At 67.4% G+C, this 26,412-nt stretch carries 26 protein-coding genes; 12 read left to right on the top strand and 14 right to left on the bottom strand.

Going from position 1 to position 26,412, the window contains the following annotated elements:
• Positions 1-25: 25 nt before the first annotated feature.
• Positions 26-439: an SDR family NAD(P)-dependent oxidoreductase gene (locus AWC31_RS00745; protein ID WP_085141897.1), complete on the bottom strand. Its 414-nt coding sequence runs from the start codon at positions 437-439 to the stop codon at positions 26-28.
• A 226-nt stretch (positions 440-665) separates the two neighbouring features.
• Entirely contained in the window at positions 666-1,028 is a 363-nt protein-coding gene (locus AWC31_RS00740; protein WP_085141895.1) for a DUF952 domain-containing protein, read from the bottom strand.
• Positions 1,029-1,187: 159 nt separating this feature from the next.
• Here AWC31_RS00740 and AWC31_RS00735 point away from each other — a divergent pair, with 159 nt between their 5' ends.
• Both AWC31_RS00735 and AWC31_RS00730 read left to right on the top strand, forming a co-directional pair.
• The gene (locus AWC31_RS00735; RefSeq protein ID WP_067851156.1) at positions 1,188-1,379 is read left to right on the top strand and encodes a DUF7455 domain-containing protein; all 192 of its coding nucleotides are present in this window, start codon (positions 1,188-1,190) and stop codon (positions 1,377-1,379) included.
• A gap of 75 nt (positions 1,380-1,454) precedes the next feature.
• Positions 1,455-2,435, top strand: coding sequence for a YihY/virulence factor BrkB family protein (locus AWC31_RS00730; RefSeq protein WP_085141894.1), 981 nt, complete (start codon positions 1,455-1,457; stop codon positions 2,433-2,435).
• Here the strand turns inward: AWC31_RS00730 and AWC31_RS00725 are convergent.
• Positions 2,425-2,661 carry a DUF3039 domain-containing protein gene (locus AWC31_RS00725; protein WP_067851152.1) on the bottom strand — a complete coding sequence of 79 codons (237 nt, stop codon included), beginning with the start codon at positions 2,659-2,661 and terminating at the stop codon, positions 2,425-2,427. The genes AWC31_RS00730 and AWC31_RS00725 overlap by 11 nt on opposite strands.
• Positions 2,662-2,738: 77 nt before the next feature.
• Here AWC31_RS00725 and AWC31_RS00720 point away from each other — a divergent pair, with 77 nt between their 5' ends.
• From AWC31_RS00720 to AWC31_RS00710, 3 genes are all read left to right on the top strand, one after another.
• On the top strand, positions 2,739-3,155 hold the full coding sequence (locus AWC31_RS00720; protein ID WP_067851150.1) for a DUF3099 domain-containing protein: 417 nt from the start codon (positions 2,739-2,741) through the stop codon (positions 3,153-3,155).
• A gap of 117 nt (positions 3,156-3,272) precedes the next feature.
• Positions 3,273-4,262: a sigma-70 family RNA polymerase sigma factor SigB gene (gene sigB / locus AWC31_RS00715; protein WP_264052034.1), complete on the top strand. Its 990-nt coding sequence runs from the start codon at positions 3,273-3,275 to the stop codon at positions 4,260-4,262.
• Positions 4,263-4,449: 187 nt separating this feature from the next.
• On the top strand, positions 4,450-5,145 hold the full coding sequence (locus tag AWC31_RS00710; protein ID WP_067851148.1) for an iron-dependent transcriptional repressor DtxR: 696 nt from the start codon (positions 4,450-4,452) through the stop codon (positions 5,143-5,145).
• A gap of 16 nt (positions 5,146-5,161) precedes the next feature.
• On the opposite strand, the gene AWC31_RS00705 is transcribed toward AWC31_RS00710, so the two are convergent.
• The gene (locus tag AWC31_RS00705; protein WP_085141892.1) at positions 5,162-6,223 is read right to left on the bottom strand and encodes a DUF4192 domain-containing protein; all 1,062 of its coding nucleotides are present in this window, start codon (positions 6,221-6,223) and stop codon (positions 5,162-5,164) included.
• A gap of 187 nt (positions 6,224-6,410) precedes the next feature.
• Here AWC31_RS00705 and sthA point away from each other — a divergent pair, with 187 nt between their 5' ends.
• Positions 6,411-7,817: a Si-specific NAD(P)(+) transhydrogenase gene (sthA, locus tag AWC31_RS00700; RefSeq protein WP_198538902.1), complete on the top strand. Its 1,407-nt coding sequence runs from the start codon at positions 6,411-6,413 to the stop codon at positions 7,815-7,817.
• Here the strand turns inward: sthA and AWC31_RS00695 are convergent.
• Positions 7,814-8,566 carry a trypsin-like serine peptidase gene (locus tag AWC31_RS00695; protein ID WP_234816664.1) on the bottom strand — a complete coding sequence of 251 codons (753 nt, stop codon included), beginning with the start codon at positions 8,564-8,566 and terminating at the stop codon, positions 7,814-7,816. The genes sthA and AWC31_RS00695 overlap by 4 nt on opposite strands.
• A gap of 169 nt (positions 8,567-8,735) precedes the next feature.
• Between AWC31_RS00695 and AWC31_RS00690 the strand changes: the two genes are divergently transcribed.
• The 3 genes from AWC31_RS00690 to AWC31_RS00680 are packed head-to-tail and all read left to right on the top strand — an operon-like array spanning position 8,736 to position 11,560.
• On the top strand, positions 8,736-9,761 hold the full coding sequence (locus AWC31_RS00690; protein WP_067851140.1) for a proteasome assembly chaperone family protein: 1,026 nt from the start codon (positions 8,736-8,738) through the stop codon (positions 9,759-9,761).
• Positions 9,762-9,800: 39 nt separating this feature from the next.
• The gene (locus AWC31_RS00685; RefSeq protein WP_067851138.1) at positions 9,801-10,823 is read left to right on the top strand and encodes an alpha/beta fold hydrolase; all 1,023 of its coding nucleotides are present in this window, start codon (positions 9,801-9,803) and stop codon (positions 10,821-10,823) included.
• A 50-nt stretch (positions 10,824-10,873) separates the two neighbouring features.
• A complete protein-coding gene (locus tag AWC31_RS00680; protein ID WP_085141889.1) occupies positions 10,874-11,560 on the top strand; it encodes a PhzF family protein in 687 nt (228 codons plus the stop codon).
• 7 nt (positions 11,561-11,567) lie between these two features.
• Here the strand turns inward: AWC31_RS00680 and nrdR are convergent, their stop codons facing one another.
• Entirely contained in the window at positions 11,568-12,017 is a 450-nt protein-coding gene (nrdR, locus tag AWC31_RS00675; protein ID WP_067851134.1) for a transcriptional regulator NrdR, read from the bottom strand.
• Between the two features lie 161 nt (positions 12,018-12,178).
• Positions 12,179-12,688, bottom strand: a complete 510-nt coding sequence (locus tag AWC31_RS00670) for a LysM peptidoglycan-binding domain-containing protein (RefSeq protein ID WP_110774854.1) — start codon at positions 12,686-12,688, stop codon at positions 12,179-12,181.
• Positions 12,689-12,896: 208 nt separating this feature from the next.
• Here AWC31_RS00670 and lexA point away from each other — a divergent pair, with 208 nt between their 5' ends.
• Positions 12,897-13,625, top strand: a complete 729-nt coding sequence (gene lexA, locus AWC31_RS00665) for a transcriptional repressor LexA (RefSeq protein ID WP_085141887.1) — start codon at positions 12,897-12,899, stop codon at positions 13,623-13,625.
• Between the two features lie 19 nt (positions 13,626-13,644).
• On the opposite strand, the gene AWC31_RS00660 is transcribed toward lexA, so the two are convergent.
• Together AWC31_RS00660 and AWC31_RS00655 are read right to left on the bottom strand one after the other, a co-directional pair.
• Positions 13,645-15,993: an LGFP repeat-containing protein gene (locus tag AWC31_RS00660; protein ID WP_085141885.1), complete on the bottom strand. Its 2,349-nt coding sequence runs from the start codon at positions 15,991-15,993 to the stop codon at positions 13,645-13,647.
• Between the two features lie 178 nt (positions 15,994-16,171).
• The gene (locus AWC31_RS00655; RefSeq protein WP_085141883.1) at positions 16,172-17,332 is read right to left on the bottom strand and encodes an acyl-CoA dehydrogenase family protein; all 1,161 of its coding nucleotides are present in this window, start codon (positions 17,330-17,332) and stop codon (positions 16,172-16,174) included.
• Between the two features lie 110 nt (positions 17,333-17,442).
• Between AWC31_RS00655 and AWC31_RS00650 the strand changes: the two genes are divergently transcribed.
• Together AWC31_RS00650 and AWC31_RS00645 are read left to right on the top strand one after the other, a co-directional pair.
• Positions 17,443-19,734 (top strand): molybdopterin guanine dinucleotide-containing S/N-oxide reductase, encoded by a 2,292-nt coding sequence (locus tag AWC31_RS00650; RefSeq protein ID WP_085141881.1) that lies wholly within the window; start codon positions 17,443-17,445, stop codon positions 19,732-19,734.
• A gap of 85 nt (positions 19,735-19,819) precedes the next feature.
• On the top strand, positions 19,820-21,325 hold the full coding sequence (locus AWC31_RS00645; protein WP_085141880.1) for a PE-PPE domain-containing protein: 1,506 nt from the start codon (positions 19,820-19,822) through the stop codon (positions 21,323-21,325).
• 10 nt (positions 21,326-21,335) lie between these two features.
• Here the strand turns inward: AWC31_RS00645 and hflX are convergent, their stop codons facing one another.
• The 5 genes from hflX to AWC31_RS00620 are packed head-to-tail and all read right to left on the bottom strand — an operon-like array spanning position 21,336 to position 26,186.
• Positions 21,336-22,745: a GTPase HflX gene (gene hflX, locus AWC31_RS00640; protein WP_085141878.1), complete on the bottom strand. Its 1,410-nt coding sequence runs from the start codon at positions 22,743-22,745 to the stop codon at positions 21,336-21,338.
• A 45-nt stretch (positions 22,746-22,790) separates the two neighbouring features.
• The gene (dapF, locus tag AWC31_RS00635) at positions 22,791-23,657 is read right to left on the bottom strand and encodes a diaminopimelate epimerase (protein ID WP_085141876.1); all 867 of its coding nucleotides are present in this window, start codon (positions 23,655-23,657) and stop codon (positions 22,791-22,793) included.
• 4 nt (positions 23,658-23,661) lie between these two features.
• Complete coding sequence (miaA, locus tag AWC31_RS00630) at positions 23,662-24,582, bottom strand: tRNA (adenosine(37)-N6)-dimethylallyltransferase MiaA (RefSeq protein ID WP_085141875.1); 921 nt, start codon at positions 24,580-24,582, stop codon at positions 23,662-23,664.
• Positions 24,579-25,301, bottom strand: a complete 723-nt coding sequence (locus tag AWC31_RS00625; protein ID WP_085141873.1) for a class III extradiol ring-cleavage dioxygenase family protein — start codon at positions 25,299-25,301, stop codon at positions 24,579-24,581. Before AWC31_RS00625 ends, miaA begins: the two co-directional genes overlap by 4 nt.
• 9 nt (positions 25,302-25,310) lie before the next feature.
• Complete coding sequence (locus AWC31_RS00620; protein WP_085142200.1) at positions 25,311-26,186, bottom strand: DMT family transporter; 876 nt, start codon at positions 26,184-26,186, stop codon at positions 25,311-25,313.
• Positions 26,187-26,412: the final 226 nt, after the last annotated feature.

The following is a 26,412-nucleotide window of genomic DNA, read 5'->3' as shown; positions in this document are numbered from 1 at the left end:
CGACTCTCCGGTCGAACTTTCGCCGCTACCTGACGAATGGATATTCATCATCCCCGCTCACGCATCCGAAGCCCTCTGCCGAGAGCCTATGGTCGTGATCGGGGCGCGGACTTGAGTAGTGGACTACTCGAATTCGGCAGTGACTGTCACCCGGCCACCACAGGCATCCGCCCGGCGCTCGCGCCGCCGTCGACGGCGAGGGTTGATTGACGCAGATCCCCGCGTTGTTGACGAGCACGTCGACCCGGCTGAACTCGGTTTGCGCGGTCTGCACCGCCGTCTGCCACCCGCCTGTGATCGACCCGTCGTGGTGCACGATCATACTGCGCTGCAAATGGATTGGGCCCTTCTGCGCCTGGTCGGCGAGCATGTCGGCCAGCACGACCAGCGCGCCCAGCTCGTGTGCCTCGGCCTCGCCCCTGGCCGCGGGGCGTGGCATCGACAAACGGCCCCCGCCGCTGCTCTAACGTGACAAACAAGCCCCACAGCCACGCCAGCGTGACAAACACGGCCCAACGAGACGTGCCATCCAAACACCACGCCCCCACCGCTGCTCTAGCGTGACAAACGCGCCCCACAGCCACGCTAGCGTGACAAACAAGCCCAACAGCCACGCCAGCGTGACAAGCGCGGCCCAGCGTGGCGTGCCGAGATTGCCCGACGGCCTACGCGGGCGGTAACGGCTCGAATCGGCCGTCGGCGCCGGGCAGGTAGGACGTGGCGGTCATCACAGCCGCGACGGGCAGCGGTCCGTACAGATGCGGGAACAACATCGCGTCGGGGTCCGTTGGTACACCGGGTTCCCAACGCACGGGATCCGACAACTTGGCCAGATCGATCTGGAGCATGAGCAGATCGGTGCGCCCCGCGTAGAGCCGGTTCGCCGGTAGATGCACCTGCTCAGGCGCTGAAAGGTGCACGAACCCCTGCGTTGTCAACGAGTCGGGACGGTGCGCACCGGATTCCCGGGCGGCCTGCCACTCGTCGGCACTGCAGAGGTGAACCAGGACGCGTGGCATGGCAGGCATACTGCCAGCTTGCCCGTCGGGCAACACGTCCCGGACGTGAGACACGACACACCGGTAAACCCCTAGGGAACAAGGCCGGAACCCAAAACGTCTGACACAGTAGAGATACGCAAACCCGGCACTTTGCCGGCGTTGCGCAGAGCAGAAGACGGAGGAGCCATGAACGCAACTCTGACAAGCCCCGAGCTAACCAGAGCTGACCGCTGCGATCGTTGCGGAGCGGCCGCGCGCGTACGCGCCAAGCTGCCCTCGGGTGCCGAGCTGCTCTTCTGCCAGCACCACGCGAACGAGCACGAGGCCAAGCTGATCGAACTGGCCGCCGTGCTGGAAGTCAGCCCGGTCGACGCCTGATCGCGTCGTTGACACGCCGACCGAACAGCACCCGCCTGGGCAGGAACACGTTTCGTCAGTAATGCTGGTCTGGTCATGACTGGCCAGCCGCTTCCGGTACCACCGACACGCCACCACATTCGACATATCGCACGACGCACGTTGTCGAAAAGCTGGGACGATTCGATCTTTTCCGAATCGGCGCAGGCGGCGTTTTGGTGCGCGTTGTCATTGCCCCCGCTGCTGTTGGGCATGCTCGGCAGCCTGGCCTACATCGCACCACTGTTCGGCCCGGACACCCTGCCGACCATCCAGCAGCAGCTGATCAACGCGGCCAACAGCTTCTTCTCCCCCAACGTCGTCAACGAGATCATCGAACCGACGATCCGCGACATCGTGAAGGGCGCTCGCGGCGAGGTGGTCTCGGTGGGGTTCGTGATCTCGCTATGGGCGGGCTCGTCGGCGGTTTCGGCGTTCGTCGATTCGATCGTGGAGGCGCACGACCAGACGCCGTTGCGGCACCCGGTACGGCAGCGGTTCTACGCGCTGGGGCTCTACGTGATCATGCTCGTGTGCGCGATCGCCGCGGCGCCGTTCATCGCGCTGGGGCCGCGCACGATCGCCGAGCACATCCCCGACAGCTGGGACCACATCCTGCGCTACGGCTACTACCCGGCGCTGTTTTTGGCGGTCATCGTCGGGGTCACGGTGCTGTACCGGGTTTCTTTGCCCAAACCGCTGCCGACGCATCGACTGCTGCTCGGCTCGGTGCTGGCAACCGTGGTGTTCCTGGTCGCGACGGTAGGCCTACGCATCTATCTGGGCTGGATCACCAGCACCGGCTACACGTACGGCGCGCTGGCGACGCCGATCGCGTTCCTGCTGTTCGCGTTCTTCCTCGGTTTCGCCGTGATGCTCGGAGCCGAACTGAACGCCGCCATCCAAGAGGAATGGCCTGCGGCGGACACCCATGCCAGGCGCTTCCGGACGTGGCTGGAGGACAAGGCCAACAACGGCAGTGCGCAGGCACCGGCGCAACCGGTGCCCGACACCGCCGATCAGCCGACTACTTCTTGAGGGTCTCGTAGATCCGCTTGCAGTCCGGGCACACCGGCGAACCGGGCTTGGCGGCCTTCGTCACCGGGAACACCTCGCCGCAGAGTGCGACGACGTGCGTACCCATCACAGCGCTCTCGGCGATCTTGTCCTTCTTGACGTAATGGAAGTACTTCGGGGTGTCGCTGTCGGTCCCGTCGTCGACGCGTTCGTCGGCGTCGGTGCGCTCGAGGGTGTCGGTCTGCATACCTTTATTGTGCCCGGCCGACGAACGCGACGAAATCCAACTGCCACCGCGGGCCCCAGGTGTGGAACAGTAGAGGCATGAAACAAAGCCACGAGCTGAGTTTCGACGACGACTTCGATGGTCAAGCTCGCCCGGTACTCATCACCCGCGCCGCGCCCGCGTACGAAGAACAGCATCGCCAGCGCGTCCGCAAGTACCTCACGCTGATGGCGTTCCGTATCCCCGCGCTGATCCTGGCCGCCGTCGCCTACAGCGTCTGGGAGAACGGGTTGGTCTCGCTCGCGATCATCCTCGTGTCGGTGCCGCTGCCGTGGATGGCGGTGCTCATCGCCAACGATCGTCCGCCGCGTCGCGCCGAAGAACCGCGCCGCTACGCCGGCAGCAAGAACCGCATCCCGCTCTTCCCGACCGCCGAGCGGCCGGCACTTGCGCCCGGCCCCGTCGTGCCACCGCAACCGGGGACGGCAGAAACCCGCGGTGACGTTCCGACCTGAGACGGTTCTGTAGCTATTCTCAGGAGAATCTCAGGTCATCGCGAAAAAACAGCAGGTCAATAGGCATGAATCCAATCGGCAGTGGGAACTCTTCGGGGGCATGACGCGTTGTAAGTCATGACAGTTCGAGCCGATCAGGAGGCCGTCATGGCAAATGCCACCACAAGCCGCGTCGACAGCGATCTGGACGCCCAGAGCCCGGCTGCCGACCTCGTGCGCGTGTATCTGAACGGCATCGGCAAAACAGCGTTGCTCAATGCTGCCGATGAGGTAGAGCTCGCGAAGCGCATCGAGGCGGGCCTTTACGCACAACATCTGCTGGACACCAAGAAGCGTCTGGGCGAGAACCGCAAACGCGATCTCGCGATCGTCGTCCGCGACGGGGAGGCGGCCCGGCGGCACCTGCTGGAAGCCAACCTCCGCCTGGTGGTCTCACTGGCGAAGCGCTACACCGGCCGCGGCATGCCGCTGCTGGATCTGATCCAGGAGGGGAACCTGGGCTTGATCCGCGCGATGGAGAAGTTCGATTACACCAAGGGCTTCAAGTTCTCCACGTATGCCACCTGGTGGATCCGCCAGGCGATCACCCGCGGGATGGCTGACCAGAGCCGCACCATCCGGCTCCCGGTCCATCTCGTCGAGCAGGTCAACAAGCTCGCCCGGATCAAGCGCGAGATGCACCAGAACCTCGGGCGCGAGGCCACCGACGAAGAGTTGGCCGCCGAGTCCGGCATTCCGGTCGACAAGATCAACGACCTGCTCGAGCACAGCCGCGATCCGGTGAGCCTCGACATGCCGGTCGGAACCGACGAGGAAGCCCCGCTCGGCGACTTCATCGAGGACTCCGAGGCCATGTCGGCGGAGAACGCCGTCATCTCCGAGTTGCTGCACACCGACATCCGCCACGTGCTCGCCACGCTCGACGAGCGGGAGCAGCAGGTGATCCGGCTGCGGTTCGGCCTCGACGACGGCCAGCCCCGCACGCTCGACCAGATCGGCAAGCTCTTCGGGTTGTCCCGCGAGCGGGTCCGTCAGATCGAGCGCGAAGTGATGGCCAAGCTCCGCAACGGCGAGCGTGCCGATCGGCTCCGGTCCTACGCCAGCTAGCTGAACCCCTCGATGTGCCCGCCCGTCACCCCGGGCGGGCACATTGGTGTCTGCGCCTACCGGATTTGGCGTGGTTCACCGGCGAAATCGCGGTTCGAACTGCGTGAGCGGCACCGCAATGTTGGACCTCAGTTCGAGCCGCGAGAACGGTAGACTGTGCAGTGACGTTTGGGCTGGGAAGGCGCGAATGAACGATCTTGTCGACACCACCGAGATGTACCTTCGGACCATCTACGACCTCGAGGAAGAGGGCGTGGTTCCGCTGCGTGCACGCATCGCCGAACGGCTTGACCAGAGCGGCCCGACCGTAAGCCAGACGGTCTCGCGGATGGAACGCGACGGCCTGCTCCACGTCGCCGGTGACCGGCACCTGGAGTTGACCGACAAGGGCCGCGCGCTGGCCGTCGCGGTGATGCGCAAGCACCGGCTCGCCGAACGGCTGCTGGTCGACGTCATCGGACTGCCGTGGGAAGACGTCCACGCCGAGGCGTGCCGTTGGGAGCATGTGATGAGCGAGGATGTCGAGCGCCGGCTGGTGCAGGTGCTCAACAACCCCACCACGTCCCCGTTCGGCAACCCCATCCCCGGTTTGTCCGAGCTAGGTGTCGGCGGCGCCGGCTTCGGGTCCGACGATGTGAGCCTGGTGCGGCTCACCGAACTGCCGGTCGGCCTGCCGGTGGCGGTCGTGGTCCGGCAGCTCACCGAGCATGTGCAGGGTGACACCGAGCTCATCGGTCGTCTCAAGGACGCCGGTGTGGTGCCCAATGCACGCGTGACCGTCGAAGCCAACGACCACGGTGGCGTGATGATCCTGATCCCGGGCCACGAACAGGTTGAGCTCCCCCACCACATGGCACACGCCGTCAAGGTGGAAAAGGTCTGATCCGGCGGCCGGCGCACTACGCGCCGGCCTTCCTGGCCTCACCGCCGAACGTCTGCCGTGGCGGTAACCGAACTCCGAGCCGGTCCGCCTGCCGATACCCGCTGAGCGCGAGTTCGCGAATCTGATCCGGCCGCATCCCCGAACGCAATGCGCGGTCGAGCATGCCTGCCATCCGGTGGTCCGGTACGCAACGCAGCGCTGCGTCGAGCGAGATTCCGGCCAACGGCCCGTCGCCACGGACGTACGCCGAGAACGCCAACAGCACCAGCGCCTCCGCACGCCACGGCGGCGGCAGGGCGCGCGACAGTTCGACCCACAGTGACTCGGCCTGACCCGCCCGCTCCCCGACCGCGAGCGCGTACAACGTGTCACGCACCTGGGGATCGGTCAACGCGACCGCCAACCGGGCCAGTTGCTCATCGGCCGGGCACCGCCCGTCGGCGAGCTCGGCCGCCGACGACAACGCCGATTCGATGTCGGCACGCACCTCGGCCCGGCGGCGCGCGGGCGGCGGCGTGGGAAGGCCGGCGATCACCGCCCTCATCCGCTCCCCCCGGCTCTCGTCGGGTTCGACGATCTGCGCCAGGTCGGCGCGCCGCCGATAGAGCCGACGGCCGTCGAGTACGGCCGCCACAGCTAACGGCGATGCGGACGGATCCTCGATGACGCCCCGCTTGGCGCACCCGTAGGCACAATGCCAGCGCCCGCCCGCTGCCACGCGGTCCACCACATAGGCCGCGATGAGCTCGATGCCGTGCAGCGACAGCGCGTCCTCGACCGTGTCGGCCATCTCGGCGTGGATATCGCAGCAATGCTGACAGTCGGCCCCATCCTCATTGACGATGACCGCAATCGCCCCATCCGGCTGCGACGCGGCAGCCACTTCGGCGAGTTCATCGACGGCGTCCGTCATCATCAACGAAAGATCAAGGCGCATAACGCATCCCAAGTGTCCATCCTCAATACTGACCAGGACGAGGGATTGCTCGGGAACGAAGCCGAGGACGGCGGGCAGTGCGGCGATCAACGAGCCGGGCCTGCTGACGTCGAACTCGGGGATGTGTGGTGAAGGTGTCATGGCCACAACGTGGCAGCCGGCACCGTCGTCGCGGTTTTGGCGACGAGCGCAAATCCGGCACCGGCCACCGCCCTGTGGACGAACTCCAGGTTGGGGATAACTGGACGAAACAATTGTTCACGCGCAATTTGGCGTTGCCGACGTGCGAGAGCCGAGCAACCGGCGTAGACACTCTCCCATGGGTTCGATGCAGGAATATGACCTCGTCGTCATCGGTTCCGGCCCCGGCGGCCAGCGGGCCGCCATCGCGGCGGCGAAGCTCGGCAAAACGGTCGCGGTGATCGAACGCGGCATGATGCTCGGCGGCGTGTGCGTCAACACCGGAACCATCCCGTCGAAAACCCTGCGCGAAGCCGTCGTCTATCTGACCGGCATGAACCAGCGCGAACTGTACGGCGCCAGCTACCGGGTGAAGGACAAGATCACCCCGGCCGACCTTCTCGCGCGCACGCAACACGTGATCAGCAAGGAGATCGACGTGGTGCGGTCACAGCTCATGCGCAACCGCGTCGAGCTCTACACGGGGCACGGCCGCTTCGTGGACGAACACACCATCCACGTGGAGGACCCGAGCCGGGCCGAGCTGATCACCGTGCGGGGCCGCTACGTCGTGATCGCGACCGGCACCAAACCGGCGCGGCCGGCAGGCGTGGAGTTCGACGAGGAACGCGTCCTCGACTCCGACGAGATCCTCGAACTCAAGTCGCTGCCCGCGTCGATGGTCGTCGTCGGGGCCGGGGTCATCGGCATCGAGTACGCCTCGATGTTCGCCGCACTCGGCACGAAGGTGACGGTGGTCGAGAAGCGCGACAACATGCTCGACTTCTGCGATCCCGAGATCGTCGAGGCGCTGAAGTTCCACCTGCGCGACCTCGCGGTGACGTTCCGGTTCGGCGAAGAGGTGACGGGCGTCGACGTCGGATCGGCAGGCACCGTGACCACGCTGGCCAGCGGCAAGCAGATCCCCGCCGAAACCGTGATGTATTCGGCTGGGCGCCAAGGCCAGACCGACCACCTCGACCTCACCAACGCGGGGCTGGAGTCCGACAACCGGGGGCGCATCTTCGTCGACGACAACTTCCAGACCAAGGTCGATCACATCTACGCCGTCGGTGACGTGATCGGATTCCCGGCACTGGCCGCGACCTCGATGGAGCAGGGCCGGCTGGCCGCCTATCACGCGTTCGGTGAACCCACCAAGGGCATGATGGACCTCCAGCCGATCGGCATCTACTCCATCCCCGAGGTGTCCTATGTCGGCGCCACCGAGGTTGAGCTGACGAAGAACTCGATCCCGTACGAGGTCGGGGTGTCGCGATACCGGGAGCTCGCGCGCGGCCAGATCGCCGGAGATTCCTACGGCATGCTCAAGCTGCTGGTGTCGACCGAAGACCTGAGACTGCTCGGCGTGCACATCTTCGGCTCCAACGCCACCGAGATGGTGCACATCGGCCAGGCGGTCATGGGCTGCGGCGGCACGGTCGAGTACCTGGTCGACGCGGTCTTCAACTATCCGACGTTCTCCGAGGCTTACAAGGTCGCCGCACTCGACGTCATGAACAAGCTGCGCGTGCTCAACCAATTCCGCTCTTAACAGTCCGATCCCAGGACCGTCGGGATCGTGTCTCCGTCGCCGGCTTCCTCCGCACGGTGCAGCAGGCGGACGACACCGTCGTCGAACCGTGGTGAGTAGGACACGTCGTCGTCGCATCCGCCGCCGTCGAGACCGCCGACGATTCCGGTCACCGTCGATCCGACGGCCCATGGCGCGCCGCTGAAACCGTCACCCAAACCGGCACAGGACAACGACGGAAAGCCTTGGGCCGACATCGAAGTCGAGCCGCGACAGACACGTGGGCCACCACCCGTTCCGGTCGGGTACCCGGTCACTGTCACGGTGGCACCCGCGCTCGGCGCGGCGCCGAGCGACAGTCCCCCACCCGCCTGCTGCTGAACCGACGCGGCCCCGTCGCGCACGACCCGGGCGATGGCGAAATCGGCCTGCGGATCCTGGTCGGCGAGCCAGCGCGGATCCAGATACACCGCGGTGACCCGCCAGGCGGCCTCGGCGCCGTCGCGAAAGCCGGGCATGAACTCGGTTTCGACGCCGTCCACCAGACAGTGGGCCGCGGTCAGGATCAGATCGCCCGCAGTGCTGTCGAGGACGGCCGCAGTGCAGGTGTGCAACGAACCGCCGCCGAGGAACAGCGCCCCCACCCTCGGATCGGGCACCGTGGGAGGCGCGCCGTCGTGCCTCGGCTGCGCGTCGGCGCACGCGGACGCGACGTAGGTCACCGTGATGGCCACCGCGGCCATCACCATCGCCTTCCGAACTACCCGCACCCATCGATACTGCCCGACCCGGACGCGAACGGCCGGAATGCCGGTGGTGAGGCCACGCGTTCGAACGAACACGCGGGGCGGCGCGAGCCCGCACCACGAGAATGCGCGACACTAGGTGACACGGCAGGAGGTCTTCACAGCACCTGCCGTGGCGAGGAGACGAGACGAAATGGCAGATAGCAGCAATAACCCCGAACAGCACTACCAGCCCGACCAGAGCGGGATGTATGAGCTCGAATTCCCCGCGCCGCAGTTGACCTCGACGGATGGTCGCGGCCCGGTGCTCATCCACGCGCTGGAGGGGTTCTCCGATGCGGGCCACGCGATCCGGCTCGCCGCCGAACACCTCAAGAACACCCTCGACACCGAACTGGTGGCGTCGTTCGCCATCGACGAACTGCTCGACTACCGATCCCGCCGGCCCCTGATGACGTTCAAGACCGACCATTTCACCGGCTACGAGGAACCCGAACTCAACCTGTACGCACTGCACGACAGTGTCGGTACGCCATTTCTCCTGCTGGCCGGTCTCGAGCCGGATCTGCGCTGGGAGCGTTTCATCACCGCCGTCCGGCTTCTCGCCGAGCAGCTCGGGGTGCGCCAGGTGATCGGCCTCGGCACCATTCCGATGGCCGTGCCACACACCAGGCCGGTCACGTTGACCGCACACTCCAACAACAAGGAGCTCATCGCCGACCACACCCCATGGGTCGGCGAGGTGCAGGTTCCGGCGAGCGTGTCCAACCTGCTGGAGTTCCGGATGGCCCAGCACGGACACGAGGTGGTCGGGTTCACCGTGCACGTCCCGCACTATCTGGCGCAGACGGCATATCCGGCCGCCGCGGAGGCGCTGCTGGCCGAGGTGTCCAGAACAGGTTCGCTGCAGTTGCCGCTGGCCGCGCTGTCGGAGGCGGGCGCCGAGGTGTACTCCAAGATCAACGAGCAGGTGGAGGCGAGCGCCGAAGTCGCTCAAGTGGTGACCGCCCTGGAGCGACAGTACGATGCGTTCGTTGCCGCACAGGAGAATCGGTCACTGCTGGCGCGCGACGAGGAACTGCCGAGTGGCGACGAGTTGGGCGCGGAGTTCGAGCGGTTCCTCGCCCAGCAGGCCGGCGACAAGTTCAAGGACGACAAGTACAAGGACGGACATTCCGAAGGGTTCGGGGACGGATTCCCTCATGGCGACAACCACTGACAGCAGCCCGACGCCGGGCCGACATCGAGGTTGGCGGACATGACCGAGCGAAAACCGAATCTGCGGACCGTACGTGAGGTCACCCCGACGCTCGAGTTCCGCACGATCCACGGCTACCGTCGCGCGTTCCGGGTGGCGGGTTCCGGTCCGGCGATCCTGTTGATCCACGGCATCGGCGACAACTCGACCACGTGGCACACCGTGCAGTCCACGCTGGCGCAACGGTTCACCGTGATCGCGCCCGACCTTCTCGGCCACGGCCGCTCGGACAAACCGCGCGCCGACTACTCCGTCGCTGCCTACGCCAACGGCATGCGGGATCTGCTGAGCGTGCTCGACATCGACCGGGTGACCGTGGTCGGCCATTCGCTCGGCGGCGGCGTGGCGATGCAATTCGCCTACCAGTTCCCGCAGTTGGTGGATCGGCTGATCCTGGTCGGTGCGGGTGGGGTCACCAAGGACGTCAACGTCGCACTGCGGATCGCGTCGCTGCCGATGGGCAGTGAGGCCCTCGCGTTGCTGCGCCTGCCGCTGATGTTGCCGGCGTTGCAGGTCTTCGGCCGCGCCGTCGGAACCGTGTTCGGATCGACCGGCGTCGGACGCGACATCCCCGACATGTTGCGCATCCTCGCCGACCTCCCCGAGCCGACCGCGTCCTCGGCGTTCGCTCGCACCCTGCGCGCGGTGGTCGACTGGCGCGGCCAGGTGGTCACCATGCTGGACCGCTGTTATCTGACCGAATCCGTTCCCGTGCAGTTGATCTGGGGCGAATCCGATTCCGTGATCCCCGTCAGCCACGCCCGGATGGCACATGCGGCGATGCCCGGTTCCCAGTTGGAGATCTTCAAGGGATCCGGGCATTTCCCGTTCCACGACGATCCCGATCGCTTCGTCGAGGTGGTCGAACGCTTCATCGACTCAACCGAGCCTGCCGTCTATGACCAGGAGATGCTGCGCAGCTTGCTGCGTACAGGCCTCAGCGAATCCACGATCAGCGGGTCGCTCGACACCCAGGTGGCGGTGCTCGAGGCGATGGGCGGCGACGAGCGCAGCGCGACCTGACCTTCGTGGGGCGACCCTGCCGATCGGTCATCACGACGTAGCATCGGTCTATGGCCATCGACGTGACCGTGTTGCGGGTGTTCACCGATTCCGACGGCAAATTCGGCAATCCACTCGGCGTAGTCGACAACAGTACGGTGGCACCCACCGATCGCCAGCGAATCGCCACCGAATTGGGTTACAGCGAAACGATATTCATCGACCTGCCGCAGCCGGGCGGCACGACGGCGCATGCCCATATCTACACCCCGGCCGCCGAGATACCGTTCGCGGGCCATCCCACGGTGGGCGCATCGTGGTGGTTGCGAGACATCGGTACACCGATCCACACCCTGCAGGTTCCGGCCGGAATCGTCCAGGTCTCCTACGACGGCGACCTCGCCGCGATCAGCGCGCGCTCGGAATGGGCGCCCGAGTTCGCCATCCACGACCTACCCTCCACCGAAGAGCTGTTCGCCGCCGAGCCCGACGACTATGCCGACGACGTCGAGCACTATCTGTGGACCTGGGTCGACCAGGAAGAGGGCGTGCTCCGGTCGCGGGTGTTCGCGGCCAATCTCGGCATTCCCGAGGACGAGGCCACCGGCGCGGCGGCTGTTCGCATGACCGACTACCTGAGCCGTGACCTCACGATCATTCAAGGCAAGGGTTCGGTGATCTCGACCCGGTGGAGCCCGGAAGGCTGGGTACGCGTTGCCGGCCGGGTGGTCAACGACGGCACCACGCGGCTCGACTGAGCGCCCACTAGCCGCGGTGCGCCCGCAACGCCTCGATCTCGCGTTCGAAATCCTCGGCCGACGAGAACGACCGGTAGACGGATGCGAACCGCAGGTAGGCCACCTCGTCCAGTTCGCGCAACGGCCCGAGAATCGCCAGGCCGACCTCGTGGCTCGGAATCTCCGGGGTTCCCAGCCCGCGCACGGCGTCTTCGACCTTCTGCGCCAGCACGTTCAACGCATCGTCGTCGACCTGCCGGCCCTGACAGGCGCGCCGCACGCCCCGAATGACCTTCTCCCGGCTGAACGGCTCACTGACGCCACTTCTCTTGACCACGGCCAGCACGGCCGTCTCGACGGTGGTGAACCGGCGGCCGCATTCCGGGCACGACCGGCGCCGACGGATCGCCTGGCCTTCATCGGTCTCCCGGGAATCGACCACGCGCGAATCAGGGTGACGGCAGAACGGACAGTGCATCACCGCTCCTTCGTCACGCAGCCAGACAACTAGTTCGAGCGCTCTTGAGCGTACCCGCGTGGCTCTCGGGAGACTCACCGCCGGGTCCAATGGTGCGTATGTCGTGGCGCCGATGGTCAGTGCGCTTGCCCGCCACGGCGTTTCATCCCTCATGTCACACGTCAGCCAACAGGGGCGATGAGCGTCTGACCGGCCTCCACGGCCGCGGAGTCGAGCTCGTTGAGATCGCGGATCTGCTGCACGACCTCGGCGACCGGAGCGTCGGGCGCGATGCGCTGCGCGACGTGCTGCAACGTCTCGCCGGACTGGACCTGAACCACCGCCAGCTCGGTGGGAACCGACTCGGCAGGCCCCATGACGCCGCCCAGCTGCGCGACCAACCCGAGCCACACCGTGATCGCCGCCGCGACCAGTGCGAGCAGGACGGTGGTGGCCGGGGTGATGGGACGCCGGCGATGGGACGCGCGCGACATCAGCACGCCGGTTCCGCGGTGACGCAGGGCCGCCCCGTTCGGCCGCACCTGCTGCGGCCGGGAGATCGGGCGCTCGCCATGCGGCCGGACCCGAGCCGGGCGCGGCATGGGGTCGACAGTGTCGCGGAGAGCGCGAGAAGCACTGGGAGCACGGAACGCGCTGTCACGGCGTTCGGTGGGGATGTCGAGGATGGCCATCTGTCTGCCTTTCGTCCGGCGTATTCGCTCCTGTGTTCGAATATAGTCGCTCACATGTTCGATTAATAGAACGTGTGATCGAACTGTTGCCAAACGATAGAGCGGGGTACCGACAAGTTCGGTTCGCCGACGGAGGCGGGGCCGACACAGCCGACACGCCTCGAACACATGTTTGATTATCCGGCGGTAGGCGACTACATTCGGCGCCATGAGCGACGACAGCAGCGACATCACGGACGGCAGCACCGACAGCCCGGCCGGGACCGAGGGCGCCGGCCGTCCTCGCGCGGTCGACGGCGGCCTCACCGAGCGCCAGCGCACCATCCTCGAGGTCATCCGCGCGTCGGTCACCAGTCGCGGCTACCCGCCGAGCATCCGTGAGATCGGCGACGCCGTCGGTCTCACCTCCACGTCGTCGGTTGCTCACCAGTTGCGCACGCTCGAGCGCAAAGGCTATTTGCGCCGCGACCCCAACCGGCCCCGCGCAGTCGACGTCCGCGCCGCCGACGATCCGGCGACCCCGTTGGTGTCCACCGACGTGGCCGGGTCCGATGCCCTGCCCGAACCGACGTTCGTGCCCGTGCTCGGGCGCATCGCGGCGGGCGGGCCGATTCTCGCCGAAGAAGCCGTCGAGGATGTCTTCCCGCTGCCCCGTGAGCTCGTCGGTGAAGGCTCACTGTTCCTGCTCAAGGTCGTCGGCGATTCGATGGTCGACGCGGCGATCTGCGACGGCGACTGGGTCGTGGTCCGTCAGCAGAACGTGGCCGACAACGGCGACATCGTCGCGGCCATGATCGACGGCGAAGCCACGGTCAAGACCTTCAAGCGCACCCGCGGCCAGGTCTGGCTCATGCCGCACAATCCGGCGTACGACCCGATCCCCGGCAACGACGCAGCCGTGCTCGGCAAGGTCGTCACGGTGATCCGCAAGATCTGAGCGGGCGGCCCGGGCTTACTCAGTCGGCCCGCACGAAGCCATTCGTGCGGGCGAACTCCTCGCTGGCGAACCAGATTTCGGCGATCGCATCGTCGTACTCGCTGCTGTCCGGCGACCAGTACAGCCCCGACTTGGTGTCCGCCTTGATCGGGTAGCCCTGCGGCGCCCGCTGCGGGTCGTCGAGCGGCAGATGAATGGCCGTCGCGCTTGGCATCGGTTCATCGAGCTCGATCGCGGCGTGCCGTCCACTGGGTGGTCCGCTGCTGCGCAGGTCGGCGTCGGTCACCACACGGGTCGGCGCGGTATCGACGTTGTCCTGATCGTCGTCATCGTTGAACGCCGCGGCGGCGGGAACGCCGGCGATCAGGCTGCTGGGGATCCCGGGCGCCGCGCGTAGGTCCTGACCGTGCTGCTCGAGGTCGCCTTCTTCGTCGAGTTCGTCCTCGTCGTCGAAGTCATCGTCGAGCTGGCTCTGGTCGTCGAGGACGCCGATGTCCACGACATCCTCGTCGTCTTCGAGTTCGTCCCCGTCGACGTACTCGTCGCCGTCGTCGTAATCGTCCTCGTCGTATCCATCCTCGTCGAAACCGTCTTCGCCAGGATGGGCGTCGGCAAGCTCGGCCGCCTCTTCGGGCGGTTCCTCCTCGTCGGCCTCGCGCGGGCCGAAACCGCCGGGCGCGGCCCACTGACTGACCGGCATCGACGCATCGGTCGGCCCGTCGAACGGGGATCCGCCCGTAGCCGTCTCACGGTAGGGCTCGGCGACGAGGCGCGATGTCGGGGCCTCGCCAGTCTGGTAATCCGCCGTCGGCTGATAGTGGCCGCCGCGATCCCCGCCCCGGTCGTCGGCATAGGCGTCGTCCCGGAAGCGACTCTCGTCGTAGCGGGAGGACTCATAGCGGCCTTCGCCATAGTGCTCGTCGTCATCGAACCGATCGTCGTGCGGACCGTCGTCGTAGTGATCGTCGTCGAACGGGTCGTGATCGAAGCCGTCGTCGTCGCGACCCCGGCGCCGATGCCACAGCGCGGCACCGACGATGAGCCCGGCCAGCAACAGGACCGGGATCAGCGCAAGAAGCCACCACCAGTTCCACTGCCACGAGAACGGCTTGGAATCCGTGTCGTCGGATGCTTGTGGTGGACTGCCGGCCTGCGGCGACTGTTCCAGGCCGGGGATTTCGAGCCCGGTCAGTTCCGTGGCGAGGTTGGGCGGCTCGGTCGTGAACGTGTTGTCGGAGCGATCCCACGAGATCGCGCCGCCGCTGAACCGCTGCGTCACGACGCTGCCGTCCTCGGTCTGATCGGCCATCGGCGCCCCGAGCGTGCCGGTGGCGCCGCCGAGCTTGTCCCACGCGGCGTTCATGGCGCCGCGCACGATCACCGCACCGTAGTCGGGCGTCCAGAAGATCACGGGCTTGTCCGCCGCGGCGAACGTGCTGATGCGGCTGTTCGGTCCGAGCCCGCCCTCGGTTTCGCTGCTGGTCGGGAAGCCCAGATCGCCCTCCGGGCCGCCGACGCTCTCGTACTTCTCCAGCACCTGGCCCGTCACGACGTTGGCGCCGGTCTCCGGGCTGTAGAAGATCTTGCCGCCGGCGAAGTTCTGGCCGAGGCCGCCCGCGTTGCCGATCGGATACTGGTCACCGTCCTTGGCGCCCAGCGGACCCAACGGCCCGCCCGCGGCGCGGCGCGCCGCATCGATCGCCGAGGTCGGATCGTCGGGCACCTGCAGCCCGGCCAGCTGATCGACCAACTCCGGCGGAACGGTGGTGAACGCCTTGGTCTTACGGTTCCACGACAGCTCGCCCGCGGTGAACTTCTGGGTGACGACGTCGCCGTCGTACGTCTCGTCCTCGGCAGGCACGCCGAGGACTCCGGCCGAGCCACCGAGTTTGTCCCAGGCCGCGTTGATGGCGCCGCGCACGACCCTCGCACCGGTGGCCGGGGTCCAGAAGATCACCGGTTTGTCGGCCGCGCTGAAAGTCGAGTTCCTGCTGTCGGGTGCGCGGCCCGCGCCCTCGTCGATGGTGGGAAATCCGAGATCACCATCGGCCGGGCCGCCCAGCGACTCGTACTTCTCGAGAATCGCGCCCTGCACGTAGTGCGCGCCGGTGTCGGGAGTGAAGAACATCTTGCCCGCGGCGAAGTTCTGAGCGAATCCCGGGCCGACGGCATAGACGCCGCCCTGCCGAGCCCCGAGCGGGCCACCGTCACCGCCGCTGGCATCCCAGGCCGAGGTGATGGCGGCGTCAGCGTCCGATTCCGGGCTCGCCGACGCGGTCGGCGCCAACAGACCCGCGAGCGCCACCGCAAGCAGGCCTACGGTCATCCGCCGAACGGCCGTGTTCAGCCTCGCACCCGGCCTCGTCATGCACCCTCCGCTCGTTCGGCAAAGTTCCCCTCACAGGGTTCACCTGAAAACATCCCGCCCGACAACTTTGCGTCAGTAGGAGACGATAACCAAGGGACATGGCCGTACTAGGCCAAAAAACCCGCGAAACCGGCGTCATACGGGCCCGCAGACCCGGCATCGCGGGGAATTTTGACGCCTAAACCCCAAGGCTGCGCCCGATGATCTCCTTCATGATTTCGGTGGTGCCGCCGTAGATGGTCTGCACGCGGGCGTCGAGGTAGGCCCGGGCCACCGGATACTCGCGCATGTACCCGTAACCGCCGTGCAGTTGCAGGCAGCGGTCGATGAGCTCCACCTGCTTCTCGGTGGAGTACCACTTGGCCATCGCGGCCTGCTCCACCGTCAGTTCGTCGGTCAGATGCAGCCGGATGAACTCGTCGACCATCATGCGGACCACGGTCGCCTCGGTCGCCAGCTCGGCCAGCAGGAACCTGCTGTTCTGGAAGCTGCCGATCGGCTTGCCGAACGCCTTGCGTTCCTTGGTGTACTGCAGTGTCTGCTCCAGGACCGCCTCCATGGCAGCGGCGGCCATGATGGCGATCGAGATGCGCTCCTGCGGGAGGTTCTGCATGAGGTAGACGAAGCCCTGGCCTTCTTCGCCGAGCAGGTTCTCGACCGGAACCTTGACGTCCGTGAAGGACAGTTCGGCGGTGTCCTGGGCTTCGAGGCCGATCTTGTCCAGGTGACGCCCGCGTTCGAAGCCCTCCATGCCGCGTTCGACGACGAGCAAACTGAACCCCAGCGCGCCTTTTTCAGCGTCGGTCTGGGCGACCACGATCACCAGATCGGAGTGGATGCCGTTGGTGATGAACGTCTTCGATCCGTTGAGGATGTAGTGGTCGCCCTCTTTGACCGCGCGCGTCTTGATGCCCTGCAGGTCACTGCCGGTTCCCGGCTCCGTCATGGCGATCGCCGTGATCAGCTCGCCGGTGCAGAACTGCGGCAGCCAGCGCTGCTTCTGCTCTTCGTTCGCCAGCCGCAGCAGGTACGGCGCGACGACGTCGTTGTGGAGGCTGAAGCCGATGCCGCTGTAGCGACCCGCCACGGTCTCCTCGCAGACGATCGTGTTGTAACGGAAGTCGGGATTGCCGCCACCCCCGTACTCCTCGGGCACCGCCATACCGAGGAAGCCTTGCTTGCCGGCCTCCAGCCAGACGCCACGGTCGACGATCTTGTCCTTCTCCCACTGGTCGTGGTACGGCGCGACATGGCGCTCCAGGAAGGCCCGGTAGGACTCGCGGAACAGTTCGTGCTCGGCATCGAAAAGAGTGCGCTGGTACTTCACGGCACCACCCATGGTGTGACCTCCGGTACTGGGTTGTGGACTTGTAGGCCAACCTATACCAACCGGATGGTTGGTCGCACTGGAGGTCGGCCCCGCGAGAGCCCGCACCGTAAACTTCGGCCATGCGCCCATCCCCCACGAGCCTCGCGCACTGGGGTGCGTTCAGGGCGGACATCTCCGGGGGCGACATCGCCGCTGTGACGCCACCGCCCGGCGACGCCGATCCGTCACCGCTGCTGGGGAACCTGCCCGGATCGGTTCGGCACCGTTCACGTATCGCCGGGCCCGCCGTGCGGCGGGGCTGGCTGCGGGACGGTCCTGGGCCCAGCCGCGAACGCGGCGCCGACGAATACGTCGCGGTGTCCTGGGACGAGTTGACCGAACTTCTGGCCGACGAACTGCGCCGCGTCGTCGAAACCCACGGCAACCAGGCGATCTACGGCGGCTCCTACGGCTGGGCCAGCGCCGGGCGATTTCACCACGCGCAGAGCCAGGTGCACCGGTTCCTGAAAATGCTTGGCGGGTATACGTCCTCCCGTCACTCCTACAGCCTGGGAGCCACCGGGGTGATCATGCCGCGCGTGGTCGGAACGCATGACGATCTGTTCAAGCGCTCCACGCAGTGGGATGTCATCGTCGAGCACACCGATCTGCTGGTGTGCTTCGGCGGGATCGCCATGAAGAACACCGGCATCAACCACGGCGGCACCACGGCACACCCGACCCGCGACGCCCTGCGCCGGTTCCGTGACCGCGGCGGGCAGGTCGTGTCGGTCAGCCCGCTGCGCGACGACGTCGACGGCGAGTGTCGTTGGCTGGCATCGGTTCCCGGCACCGACGTGGCCGTGATGCTCGGCCTGGCCCATGTCCTGGCGACCGAGGGCCTGGCCGACCGCGACTTCCTGGCCACGTACTGCACCGGATATGAGCGGTTCGAGCGCTACCTGCTGGGCCACGACGACGGCATCGCGAAGTCACCGCAATGGGCCGCGCGGATCAGCGGGCTGGCGGCAGACGAACTGACCGCGCTGGCCCGGCAGATGGCGGCCGCCCGCACGATCGTGACGGTCAGTTGGTCGCTGCAACGCATCCGGCATGGCGAACAGGCACCGTGGATGGGACTGACGCTGGCCGCGATGCTCGGCCAGATCGGTTTGCCCGGCGGCGGTTTCGGCCACGGCTACGGGTCGATGAACGAGCCGGGACTCGCGCCTCTGCGCTGCCGGCTGCCTGCCCTGCCGCAGGGTCTCAACCCCGTGCAGACATTCATCCCGGTCGCCGCGATCTCCGACATGCTGCTGCACCCGGGCGAGTCGTACGACTTCAACGGCATGCGGCTGACCTACCCCGACATCAAGTGCGTGTACTGGGCCGGCGGCAATCCTTTTCACCACCATCAGAACATCCCCCGCCTACGCCGTGCGCTGGCCCGCGTCGACACCATCGTGGTGCACGACCCGTACTGGACCGCGATGGCCAAACACGCCGACATCGTGGTGCCGTCGACCACCGCCTATGAGCGCGAAGACTTCTCGGGATCACGAAACGATCCCCTGCTGGTGGCGATGCGCGCACTGACCGAGCCGTACGCGCAGTCCCGCGACGACTACACGACGTACGCGGCGCTGGCCGAGCGGCTCGGCTTCGGCGAACAGTTCACCGAGGGCCGCACGGCCCGGCAGTGGCTCGTGCATCTGTACGAGAAATGGGCCGCCGGACTGGATTTCGAGGTGCCCGGCTTCGACGAGTTCTGGGCGGCAGGCCAGCTGCGACTGCCGACCGAGCCGGGCCTGACGTTGTTCGGCGATTTCCGCGCGGACCCGCAGACCCACCGACTCGGAACGCCGAGCGGCCGGATCGAGATCTTCTCCGAAGACATCGACAGCTTCGGTTATGACGACTGCGCCGGCCATCCGCGTTGGTACGAACCCAGCGAGTGGCTGCGCGGTGAGCGCGCCGAGTTCTATCCCCTGCATCTGCTGGCCAACCAGCCCGCCTCACGGCTGCACAGCCAGCTCGACGGCGGCGCCCTCAGCCAGGCGTCGAAAGTGCAAGGGCGCGAACCCATCCGCATGCACCCGGACGATGCCGACGCACGCCGACTGGCCGACGGCGACGTGGTCCGAGTGTTCAACGACCGCGGGGCCTGCCTGGCGGGCGTGGTGATCGACGATCGGCTACGGCCCGATGTGGTGCAGCTCTCGACCGGGGCCTGGTTCGACCCGGCGGATCCGGCCGACCCCGACTCGATGTGCGTGCACGGCAACCCGAACGTGCTGACCGACGACGTCGGCACGTCGTCGCTGGCGCGCGGTTGCACCGGCGCCCATGTGCTGGTGCAGGTCGAGAAATTCGACGGCCCGCTGCCGCGCGTGCGGGCACACGAGCCACCGGTGATCGCGCCGCGCCGGTAATCTCCGCGTTTTCGCGTGACCGCTACCCGACGGTGCGAAGATTCCTTCTGCTGACGCCCGCGTCACAAGAAGGAGTTGGTGTCCCGTGTGTGCGACCGCCCGTTCCACAGTCCGAGCGCTGCTCGTCGCCATCCTGGTGCTGACCTCGACGGTCGCCCTCGGCGTGACCGCGGCCTTCTCGGCAGCGATATCGGCTGCGGTCGGCCTCGTGGTCGCCACGACGCCGCTCGTCGTACCGGGCACCGGCACACCCGACCCGGCCGACTCGAACAACTACATGGCGCACGCCGTCGCGTATTACGTCGAAACGAGCGGCAGTTGCGGTGACGGCTGCAGCACCCCGGTGCCGGTCTCCTACATCGCCCAGTTCTGGCCGTTCCCGTTCGAAGGGTGGGGCGGGCTGCAGGGCGCGAAGTGGAACGTGTCGGTGGCCAGCGGGGTGGCGAGTCTCAACGACCAACTCGACATCGCCGCCCCTGATAACGAGCATCCGGTCGTCATCTTCGGCTACTCGCAGGGCGCGGCCGTCACCAGCATCGTCAAACGGCAACTGGCCGAAGACAACGGTGGAACCATCCCCGACTGGATCGATTTCGTCGTGATCGGCAACCCGAACCGCCCCAACGGCGGCCTGTTCGAACGGCTCGCCGCGCTCGGCACCGTCCCCATCCTCGACGCGACGTTCGGCGAGCCGACACCCACCGACACCTCGCAAGAGGTGAACACCTACGACATCGCGCTGCAGTACGACGGCGTCGCCGACGCGCCCAGTTGGCTGCTCAATCCCTTGGCATTGGCCAACGCACTCGCCGGGTTCGAATACACGCACCCCACGTATCTGGCGCCCGACGGCGACGATCTGCCGACCGAAACTCCGTACGGCTATACACCGCAACAGGTGCAGGCCGCGATCGAGAATGCCCAAGAGAGCTGCACCGCCGAGACGCACTGCCAAGAGCGCGGCGACACCCGCTACATCACGCTGCCGGCGAAGGTGCTTCCGATCATGCAGCCGTTCCTCGATTTCGCGGAGTCGACCGGCACGTCCGCGCTGGTGGTACCGATCGTCGACCTGGTCTCGCCGTTGGCTCAGACACTGATCGAAACCGGTTATGACCGAGAGGATTACAGCAAGCCGACGCCGTTCCAGTTGCTGCCGAAGGTCGACCCGGTCAAGTTGGTCACCGACCTGGCCGGTGACATTCCGGAGGGAATCAACGCCGCACTCAATCCCGGCCTGGATCCGCTGCCTGGCTGGACCGATCCCACCGAGGACGACGACGCAGTGCCGGCACCGGACGCCACCGTCGACGACGCCGCCGTACCGGTCACCAAGCAGGTCACGACGAGACCCGACCGCAAACCGTTGACCCGGCTCAGCGCGATCGCGCGGCCGGCCGAAGGGCTCACACAGCCCAAGGAGGGCACCGAGATCGAGCGGCCGTCGCTGCGTAAAGCGTTGGGCATCAAGGGCCATCCCGTGCGGGACTTCGCCAAGTCGGTCCAAGGCTCGGTGCGCAAGGCACTGGGACACGATGACGAGAAGGCTGCCGACACGAAGCAGAGCGACGCGTCGCAGCCCGCCGCCTGACTCGTCGTAATCAGAACGTGGTGTACTCGTGCAGTCCCGCTGCCAGCGGGACCGGAACCCGTGCCTTGATCCGGGTGCCCGCGGCGGTGTGCTCGGTGGCGTCGACCCGGCCCTCGGCATGGACCCGGGCGACGAGATCCCCGCGGTCGTAGGGAATCGTCACGTCCACCGTGGTGTCGGTGGGCGGCACCAACTCGGCCATGCGAGAGCGCAGTTTGCCCAGCCCGTCACCGGTACGCGCCGATACGAACACCGCATCGGGCAGCGCGCGGCGCAGCTGAGCCAGACCCACGTCTGTCGCCGCGTCGATCTTGTTGACCACGAGCAACTCCGGCGGCGCGACGATGTCGTATTCGGCGACCACCTCGTTGATCACCGTGCGCACCGCGTTGATCTGTGCGAGCGGGTTGACGTCGGAGCCATCAACGACGTGCACGAGCAGGTCGGCGTCGACGACCTCCTCCAGCGTGGACCGGAACGCCTCGACCAGCTGCGTGGGCAGATGCCGGACGAATCCGACCGTGTCGGTCAGCACAAACGGCCGGCCGTCCTCGAATTCGCCGCGGCGCGTGGTGGGTTCGAGCGTGGCGAACAGCGCGTTCTCGACGAGTACACCGGCCCCGGTCAGCGCGTTGAGCAGGCTCGACTTGCCCGCATTGGTGTAGCCGACGATCGCGACCGAGGCGATCTCGCTGCGCCTGCGGCCACTGCGCTGGGTGTCGCGGATCTTCTTCATGTCGCGAATCTCGCGGCGCAGCTTGGCCATTCGCTCGCGGATGCGACGACGGTCGGTTTCGATCTTGGTCTCACCGGGTCCGCGCGTGCCGACTCCGCCGCCCGCGCCGCCGGCACGACCACCGGCCTGCCGGGACATGGATTCACCCCAGCCGCGCAACCGCGGCAGCATGTACTCCATCTGTGCCAGCGACACCTGTGCCTTGCCTTCGCGGCTCGTGGCGTGCTGCGCGAAGATGTCGAGGATCAGCGCGGTGCGGTCGATCACCTTGACCTTGACGGCCTTCTCCAGGGCGGTGAGCTGTGCAGGCGACAGCTCGCCGTCACAGATCACGGTGTCGGCCCCGGTGGCGAGCACGACCTCGCGCAACTCGGCGGCCTTGCCCGAACCGATGTAGGTGGACGGGTCCGGCTTGTCCCGACGCTGGATGAGGCCTTCGAGCACTTCCGAGCCCGCGGTCTCGGCCAGCGCGGCCAACTCGGCCAGGCTCGCGTCGGCGTCGGCGGCGCTGCCTTCGGTCCACACGCCGACCAACACGACGCGCTCGAGCCGTAGCTGGCGGTATTCGACTTCGGAGACGTCGGCCAGCTCGGTCGACAGCCCAGCGACGCGGCGCAGTGAGGCGCGGTCTTCGAGGGCCAGCTCACCGGTGCTGGGCGCGACAGGATGTTCTGGATACGTCATATGTTCTTCCAGGTTGGCACGTCAATGGCCGGTCGCGCACCCCAATTAGCTCTGGGCAGAGTTCCACCACTCTTCCGAAAGCTCGCCGTGTGCCACCAGGACCGACGGTCCGCGCAGGTAGCTGGTGGATTCGGTGACCGTGACCGCCACCTCGCCGCCGGGTATCCGCACGCGCAACGTTCCGGTGTCGGCGCCGTCGGCGGCCAGCGCCGCGACGGCGGCGGCAACGGTGCCGGTGCCGCACGACCGGGTTTCGCCGACACCGCGTTCATGCACGCGCATCGACACCGCACCGTCGACCGCGGCGGTCAGCACCTCGATGTTGACCCCTTCGGGGAACTGTTCAGGGTCGAACGACACCGGCCCGGCAACGTCGAGAGCGGCAAGCTCCTCGCCGCTGATGCCCACGCACGCGAGGTGCGGGTTGCCGACGTCCACCGCCAACCCGGTGAAACTGCGGCCACCGACCACGGCCGTTCCGGTGCCGAACTGGTTGGCCTTGCCCATGTCCACGGTGACGTCGGCGATGGTGGCGTCTGATCGGTGCAGCACCACCGGGCGCGGGCCCGCCAGGGATCCGACGACGAACTCGTCGGCCGATTCCAGCCCGGACGCGCGCAGGTAGTGGGCGAAAACCCGCACCCCGTTGCCGCACATCTGCGCGATCGAACCGTCGGCGTTGCGGTAGTCCATGTACCAGTCACCGTCGCCCACACCATCGGGCATCCGGTCGAACACGCCCGCGGCCAGTGCGGCGCCTGCCGTCGTCACGCGCAGCACACCGTCGGCGCCAAGACCGCGGCGGCGGTCGCACAGCGCGGCGACCGCGGCGGGCGCGAGCGACAGCCGCGCCTCGACGTCGGGCAGCACGACGAAATCGTTCTGCGTGCCATGCCCTTTAGCGAAGATCACCTGATCAGGATACGTGTTGCCACACCCGCATGGCCTCGTCGACCAGCCCGTCGCCGGAGCCGTCGAGCCACACGACACGGTGATCACGCCGGAACCAGGACCGTTGCCGTCGGACGTAGCGGCGCGTCCCGATGAAAGTCGGCTCGCGCGCACCGGATCCGTCGCCCCCGGCGTCGAAGTCGTCGAGCACCTGCGCATACCCCAGCGCCCGCGCGGCCGTCACGCCCTCGCGCAGCCCGCGATCGATCAGACCGCGCACTTCGTCAACAAGGCCCTCGGCGAACATCTTGTCCGTACGCTGGGCCAGTCGCTCGTCGAGAAGCTCTGTCTCCCAATCCAATCCGACGATCGCGGTATCCCAGCGGGGTGTACCGATGCGCGGCGCGGACGCCGCGAACGGCTGCCCGGTGAGCTCGACGACTTCGAGCGCCCGCACGATGCGCCTGCCGTCGGTCGGCAGGATCGACGCCCCGGCAGCCGGGTCCACCCGCGTCAGCTCGGCGTGCAATGCCGCGACACCGACCTCGGCGAGCCGGGCCTCCCAGCGGGCCCGCACCGCCGGGTCGGTGGCCGGGAACGACCATTCGTCGAGCAGGGACTGGATGTAGAGCATCGAGCCGCCGACGATCACCGGGACCGCGCCACGCGCCGCGATGGCCTCGATGTCGGCGGCCGCGGCTTCCTGATAGCGGGCGACCGTGGCGGTCTCGGTCACCTCGAGCACGTCGAGCTGGTGGTGCGGGATGCCGCGGCGCTCGGCGACGGTGAGCTTGGCGGTTCCGATGTCCATGCCGCGGTACAGCTGCATGGCGTCGGCATTCACTATTTCAACGCCGATCTCTCCGCTCAATCTGTCGGCGAAGTCCAATGCCAGCGCCGACTTGCCGGTGCCGGTCGGACCGATGATCGCGATCGGTCTCGTCACGGTATCGATCCCCAGGTCGCTTCGCTCCGGCCCGCCGGGTCCCACACACCGACGAAGTACCCGACCCCGTACGGCGCGCCCCGGTAGAGCTCGCGGGCCGCCTGCGGCCCCGGTTCGGCCAGACCGGCCAGCACCTGGTAGCCGACGCGGCCGACGATGCCGTCGGGCACCCGGGTGAGCGCCGCGACGTCGCCACCGGCCAGGGCGTCCTCGAGGTTGAGCTGTAGGGCAACCGACTCCGGCACGTAGCCGCCGGGAGCTGCCGGGGCGAGCGTGTTCGCGCCGTCGGCGACGACGAGAACCCCGACCGGATCGACGGATTCGTCGATCTCGGCACGCAGCCGCCGTCCATGTGCGACCGCGGCGTCAGCGGGGCACGCGTCCGCGAACACCCGCACGCCGACAGCGGCCCGCGCGTCGGTCTGCCCGCGGATCCAGCCCGCGATGAGCGCACACAGCGGCAGTTCTGTCGGCGCGGGTTCGGAGTCGGGACTCAGCGCGACGGGCACGTCGACGCCGTAGCCGGCGAACGTCCCGGCCCGCTCGGGTCCGAACACGGCGTCGGCCGTGCCGGCGCCGACGGCCAGCCAGTGCGCGGGCAGCGCGCCGGCCGCCGCCAGCACCGCCTCGCGCAGCCCGGCCATCTCCGCGGCGGCGCCACCCATCAGTTCGGGCACGATGACCGGTGCCGCGGGGACGATCGCAATGGCGCTCAGCACGTCACCAAACTAGTGCGCCGACGTCGCGGCCTGTTCGCTGGCGGCCTCGCCGCGGGCCAGTGCCGCGGTGGCGACCACCATCGCCGTGACCGCGACGATCAGGGTCAGCCACCCGGCCTCACCCGGCCGCAGGGTTTCACCGAGCACCACGACGCCGAGCACCGAGGCGACGATCGGTTCGGTGACGGTCATGGTGGGTAGCGATGCCGTGAGAGCGCCTGCCCGGAACGAGGACTGCTGGATCACGGTGCCCGCGACGGCCACCACCGCCCACACGTAGAGCTCAGGGGCGCGCAACAGCGCCCACAATCCGTCGCCGAGGTGGTCGACGACGCCCTTGGTGAGCACCGCGAACAGGCCCCACATGGCGCCGGAGACCACCGCGAGCAGCACCGCACTCGTCGCGCCGGACCAGATCCTGGCGCCGATCAGACAGAGCACGAGCGACGGACCGAGCACCGCGATCACCAGCGTCCACGCGTCGAGCGGCCCTCTGGCATGGCCTTCGGTCGGGTTGCCGACCGTGACGATGACCGCGACCGAGCCGGCCAGCAGCGCCGCCCACAGCCATTCCCAGCGCGTCACCCGCCGGTGCGCCAGCCGCGCGTTGATCGGAAGGGCGAACAGCAGCGAGGTGACCAGCAAGGCCTGTACGAGCAACACCGAGCCGAGGCCGAGGGCCGCTGCCTGCAGCGCGAAACCCACTGCTGCCACGAGGCTGCCCAGCCACCACTGCCGATCCCGCAGCAACCGGGCGAACAGTCCCACGTGGCTCACCGGTTCGTCGGTCACCTGATGCGCCGATCGCTGGTGGATGACGTCGCCGATCGCGATGAACAGTGCCGCCCCGAGGGCCAGCAGGGCCGCCAGATCCGCCCGTGCCATGCCCGCGTCCATCGCCGCCCTTTCGAGTTTGTGGAGCCATTGAGCCTAAAGCCATGGGCACGGCACAGCACGACCTGCTTGAATAGCGGTCGAAAGCTGACAGCAACGGGCGCCGCGTCGCGCGGCAGGTGCGCGGGTCAACCGCGCGGAGTACGAGGAGCGGATATGACAACCAGTGAGCCAGGCACCCCCAAGCCCTCCCCCCGGCCCACGCCCGGTCCCACCC

This window comes from Mycolicibacterium wolinskyi, assembly GCF_002101965.1.
GTDB lineage: Bacteria > Actinomycetota > Actinomycetes > Mycobacteriales > Mycobacteriaceae > Mycobacterium > Mycobacterium wolinskyi.
Note: the sequence above shows the minus strand (reverse complement) of the source record. Positions and strands in the feature narration are given on the sequence as shown.

Coding starts and splice junctions, on each gene's coding strand:
- AWC31_RS00710 (WP_067851148.1), top strand. CDS start 4,450: ATGAACGATCTTGTCGACACCACCGAGATGTACCTTCGGACCATCTAC.
- AWC31_RS00730 (WP_085141894.1), top strand. CDS start 1,455: ATGACTGGCCAGCCGCTTCCGGTACCACCGACACGCCACCACATTCGA.
- nrdR (WP_067851134.1), bottom strand. CDS start 12,017: ATGCACTGTCCGTTCTGCCGTCACCCTGATTCGCGCGTGGTCGATTCC.
- AWC31_RS00670 (WP_110774854.1), bottom strand. CDS start 12,688: ATGGCCATCCTCGACATCCCCACCGAACGCCGTGACAGCGCGTTCCGT.
- AWC31_RS00735 (WP_067851156.1), top strand. CDS start 1,188: ATGAACGCAACTCTGACAAGCCCCGAGCTAACCAGAGCTGACCGCTGC.
- AWC31_RS00705 (WP_085141892.1), bottom strand. CDS start 6,223: ATGACACCTTCACCACACATCCCCGAGTTCGACGTCAGCAGGCCCGGC.
- sthA (WP_198538902.1), top strand. CDS start 6,411: ATGCAGGAATATGACCTCGTCGTCATCGGTTCCGGCCCCGGCGGCCAG.
- AWC31_RS00725 (WP_067851152.1), bottom strand. CDS start 2,661: ATGCAGACCGACACCCTCGAGCGCACCGACGCCGACGAACGCGTCGAC.
- AWC31_RS00690 (WP_067851140.1), top strand. CDS start 8,736: ATGGCAGATAGCAGCAATAACCCCGAACAGCACTACCAGCCCGACCAG.
- lexA (WP_085141887.1), top strand. CDS start 12,897: ATGAGCGACGACAGCAGCGACATCACGGACGGCAGCACCGACAGCCCG.
- AWC31_RS00745 (WP_085141897.1), bottom strand. CDS start 439: ATGCCACGCCCCGCGGCCAGGGGCGAGGCCGAGGCACACGAGCTGGGC.
- AWC31_RS00680 (WP_085141889.1), top strand. CDS start 10,874: ATGGCCATCGACGTGACCGTGTTGCGGGTGTTCACCGATTCCGACGGC.
- AWC31_RS00655 (WP_085141883.1), bottom strand. CDS start 17,332: ATGGGTGGTGCCGTGAAGTACCAGCGCACTCTTTTCGATGCCGAGCAC.
- AWC31_RS00620 (WP_085142200.1), bottom strand. CDS start 26,186: ATGGCACGGGCGGATCTGGCGGCCCTGCTGGCCCTCGGGGCGGCACTG.
- hflX (WP_085141878.1), bottom strand. CDS start 22,745: ATGACGTATCCAGAACATCCTGTCGCGCCCAGCACCGGTGAGCTGGCC.
- sigB (WP_264052034.1), top strand. CDS start 3,273: ATGACAGTTCGAGCCGATCAGGAGGCCGTCATGGCAAATGCCACCACA.
- AWC31_RS00650 (WP_085141881.1), top strand. CDS start 17,443: ATGCGCCCATCCCCCACGAGCCTCGCGCACTGGGGTGCGTTCAGGGCG.
- AWC31_RS00660 (WP_085141885.1), bottom strand. CDS start 15,993: ATGACGAGGCCGGGTGCGAGGCTGAACACGGCCGTTCGGCGGATGACC.
- AWC31_RS00740 (WP_085141895.1), bottom strand. CDS start 1,028: ATGCCTGCCATGCCACGCGTCCTGGTTCACCTCTGCAGTGCCGACGAG.
- AWC31_RS00720 (WP_067851150.1), top strand. CDS start 2,739: ATGAAACAAAGCCACGAGCTGAGTTTCGACGACGACTTCGATGGTCAA.
- AWC31_RS00685 (WP_067851138.1), top strand. CDS start 9,801: ATGACCGAGCGAAAACCGAATCTGCGGACCGTACGTGAGGTCACCCCG.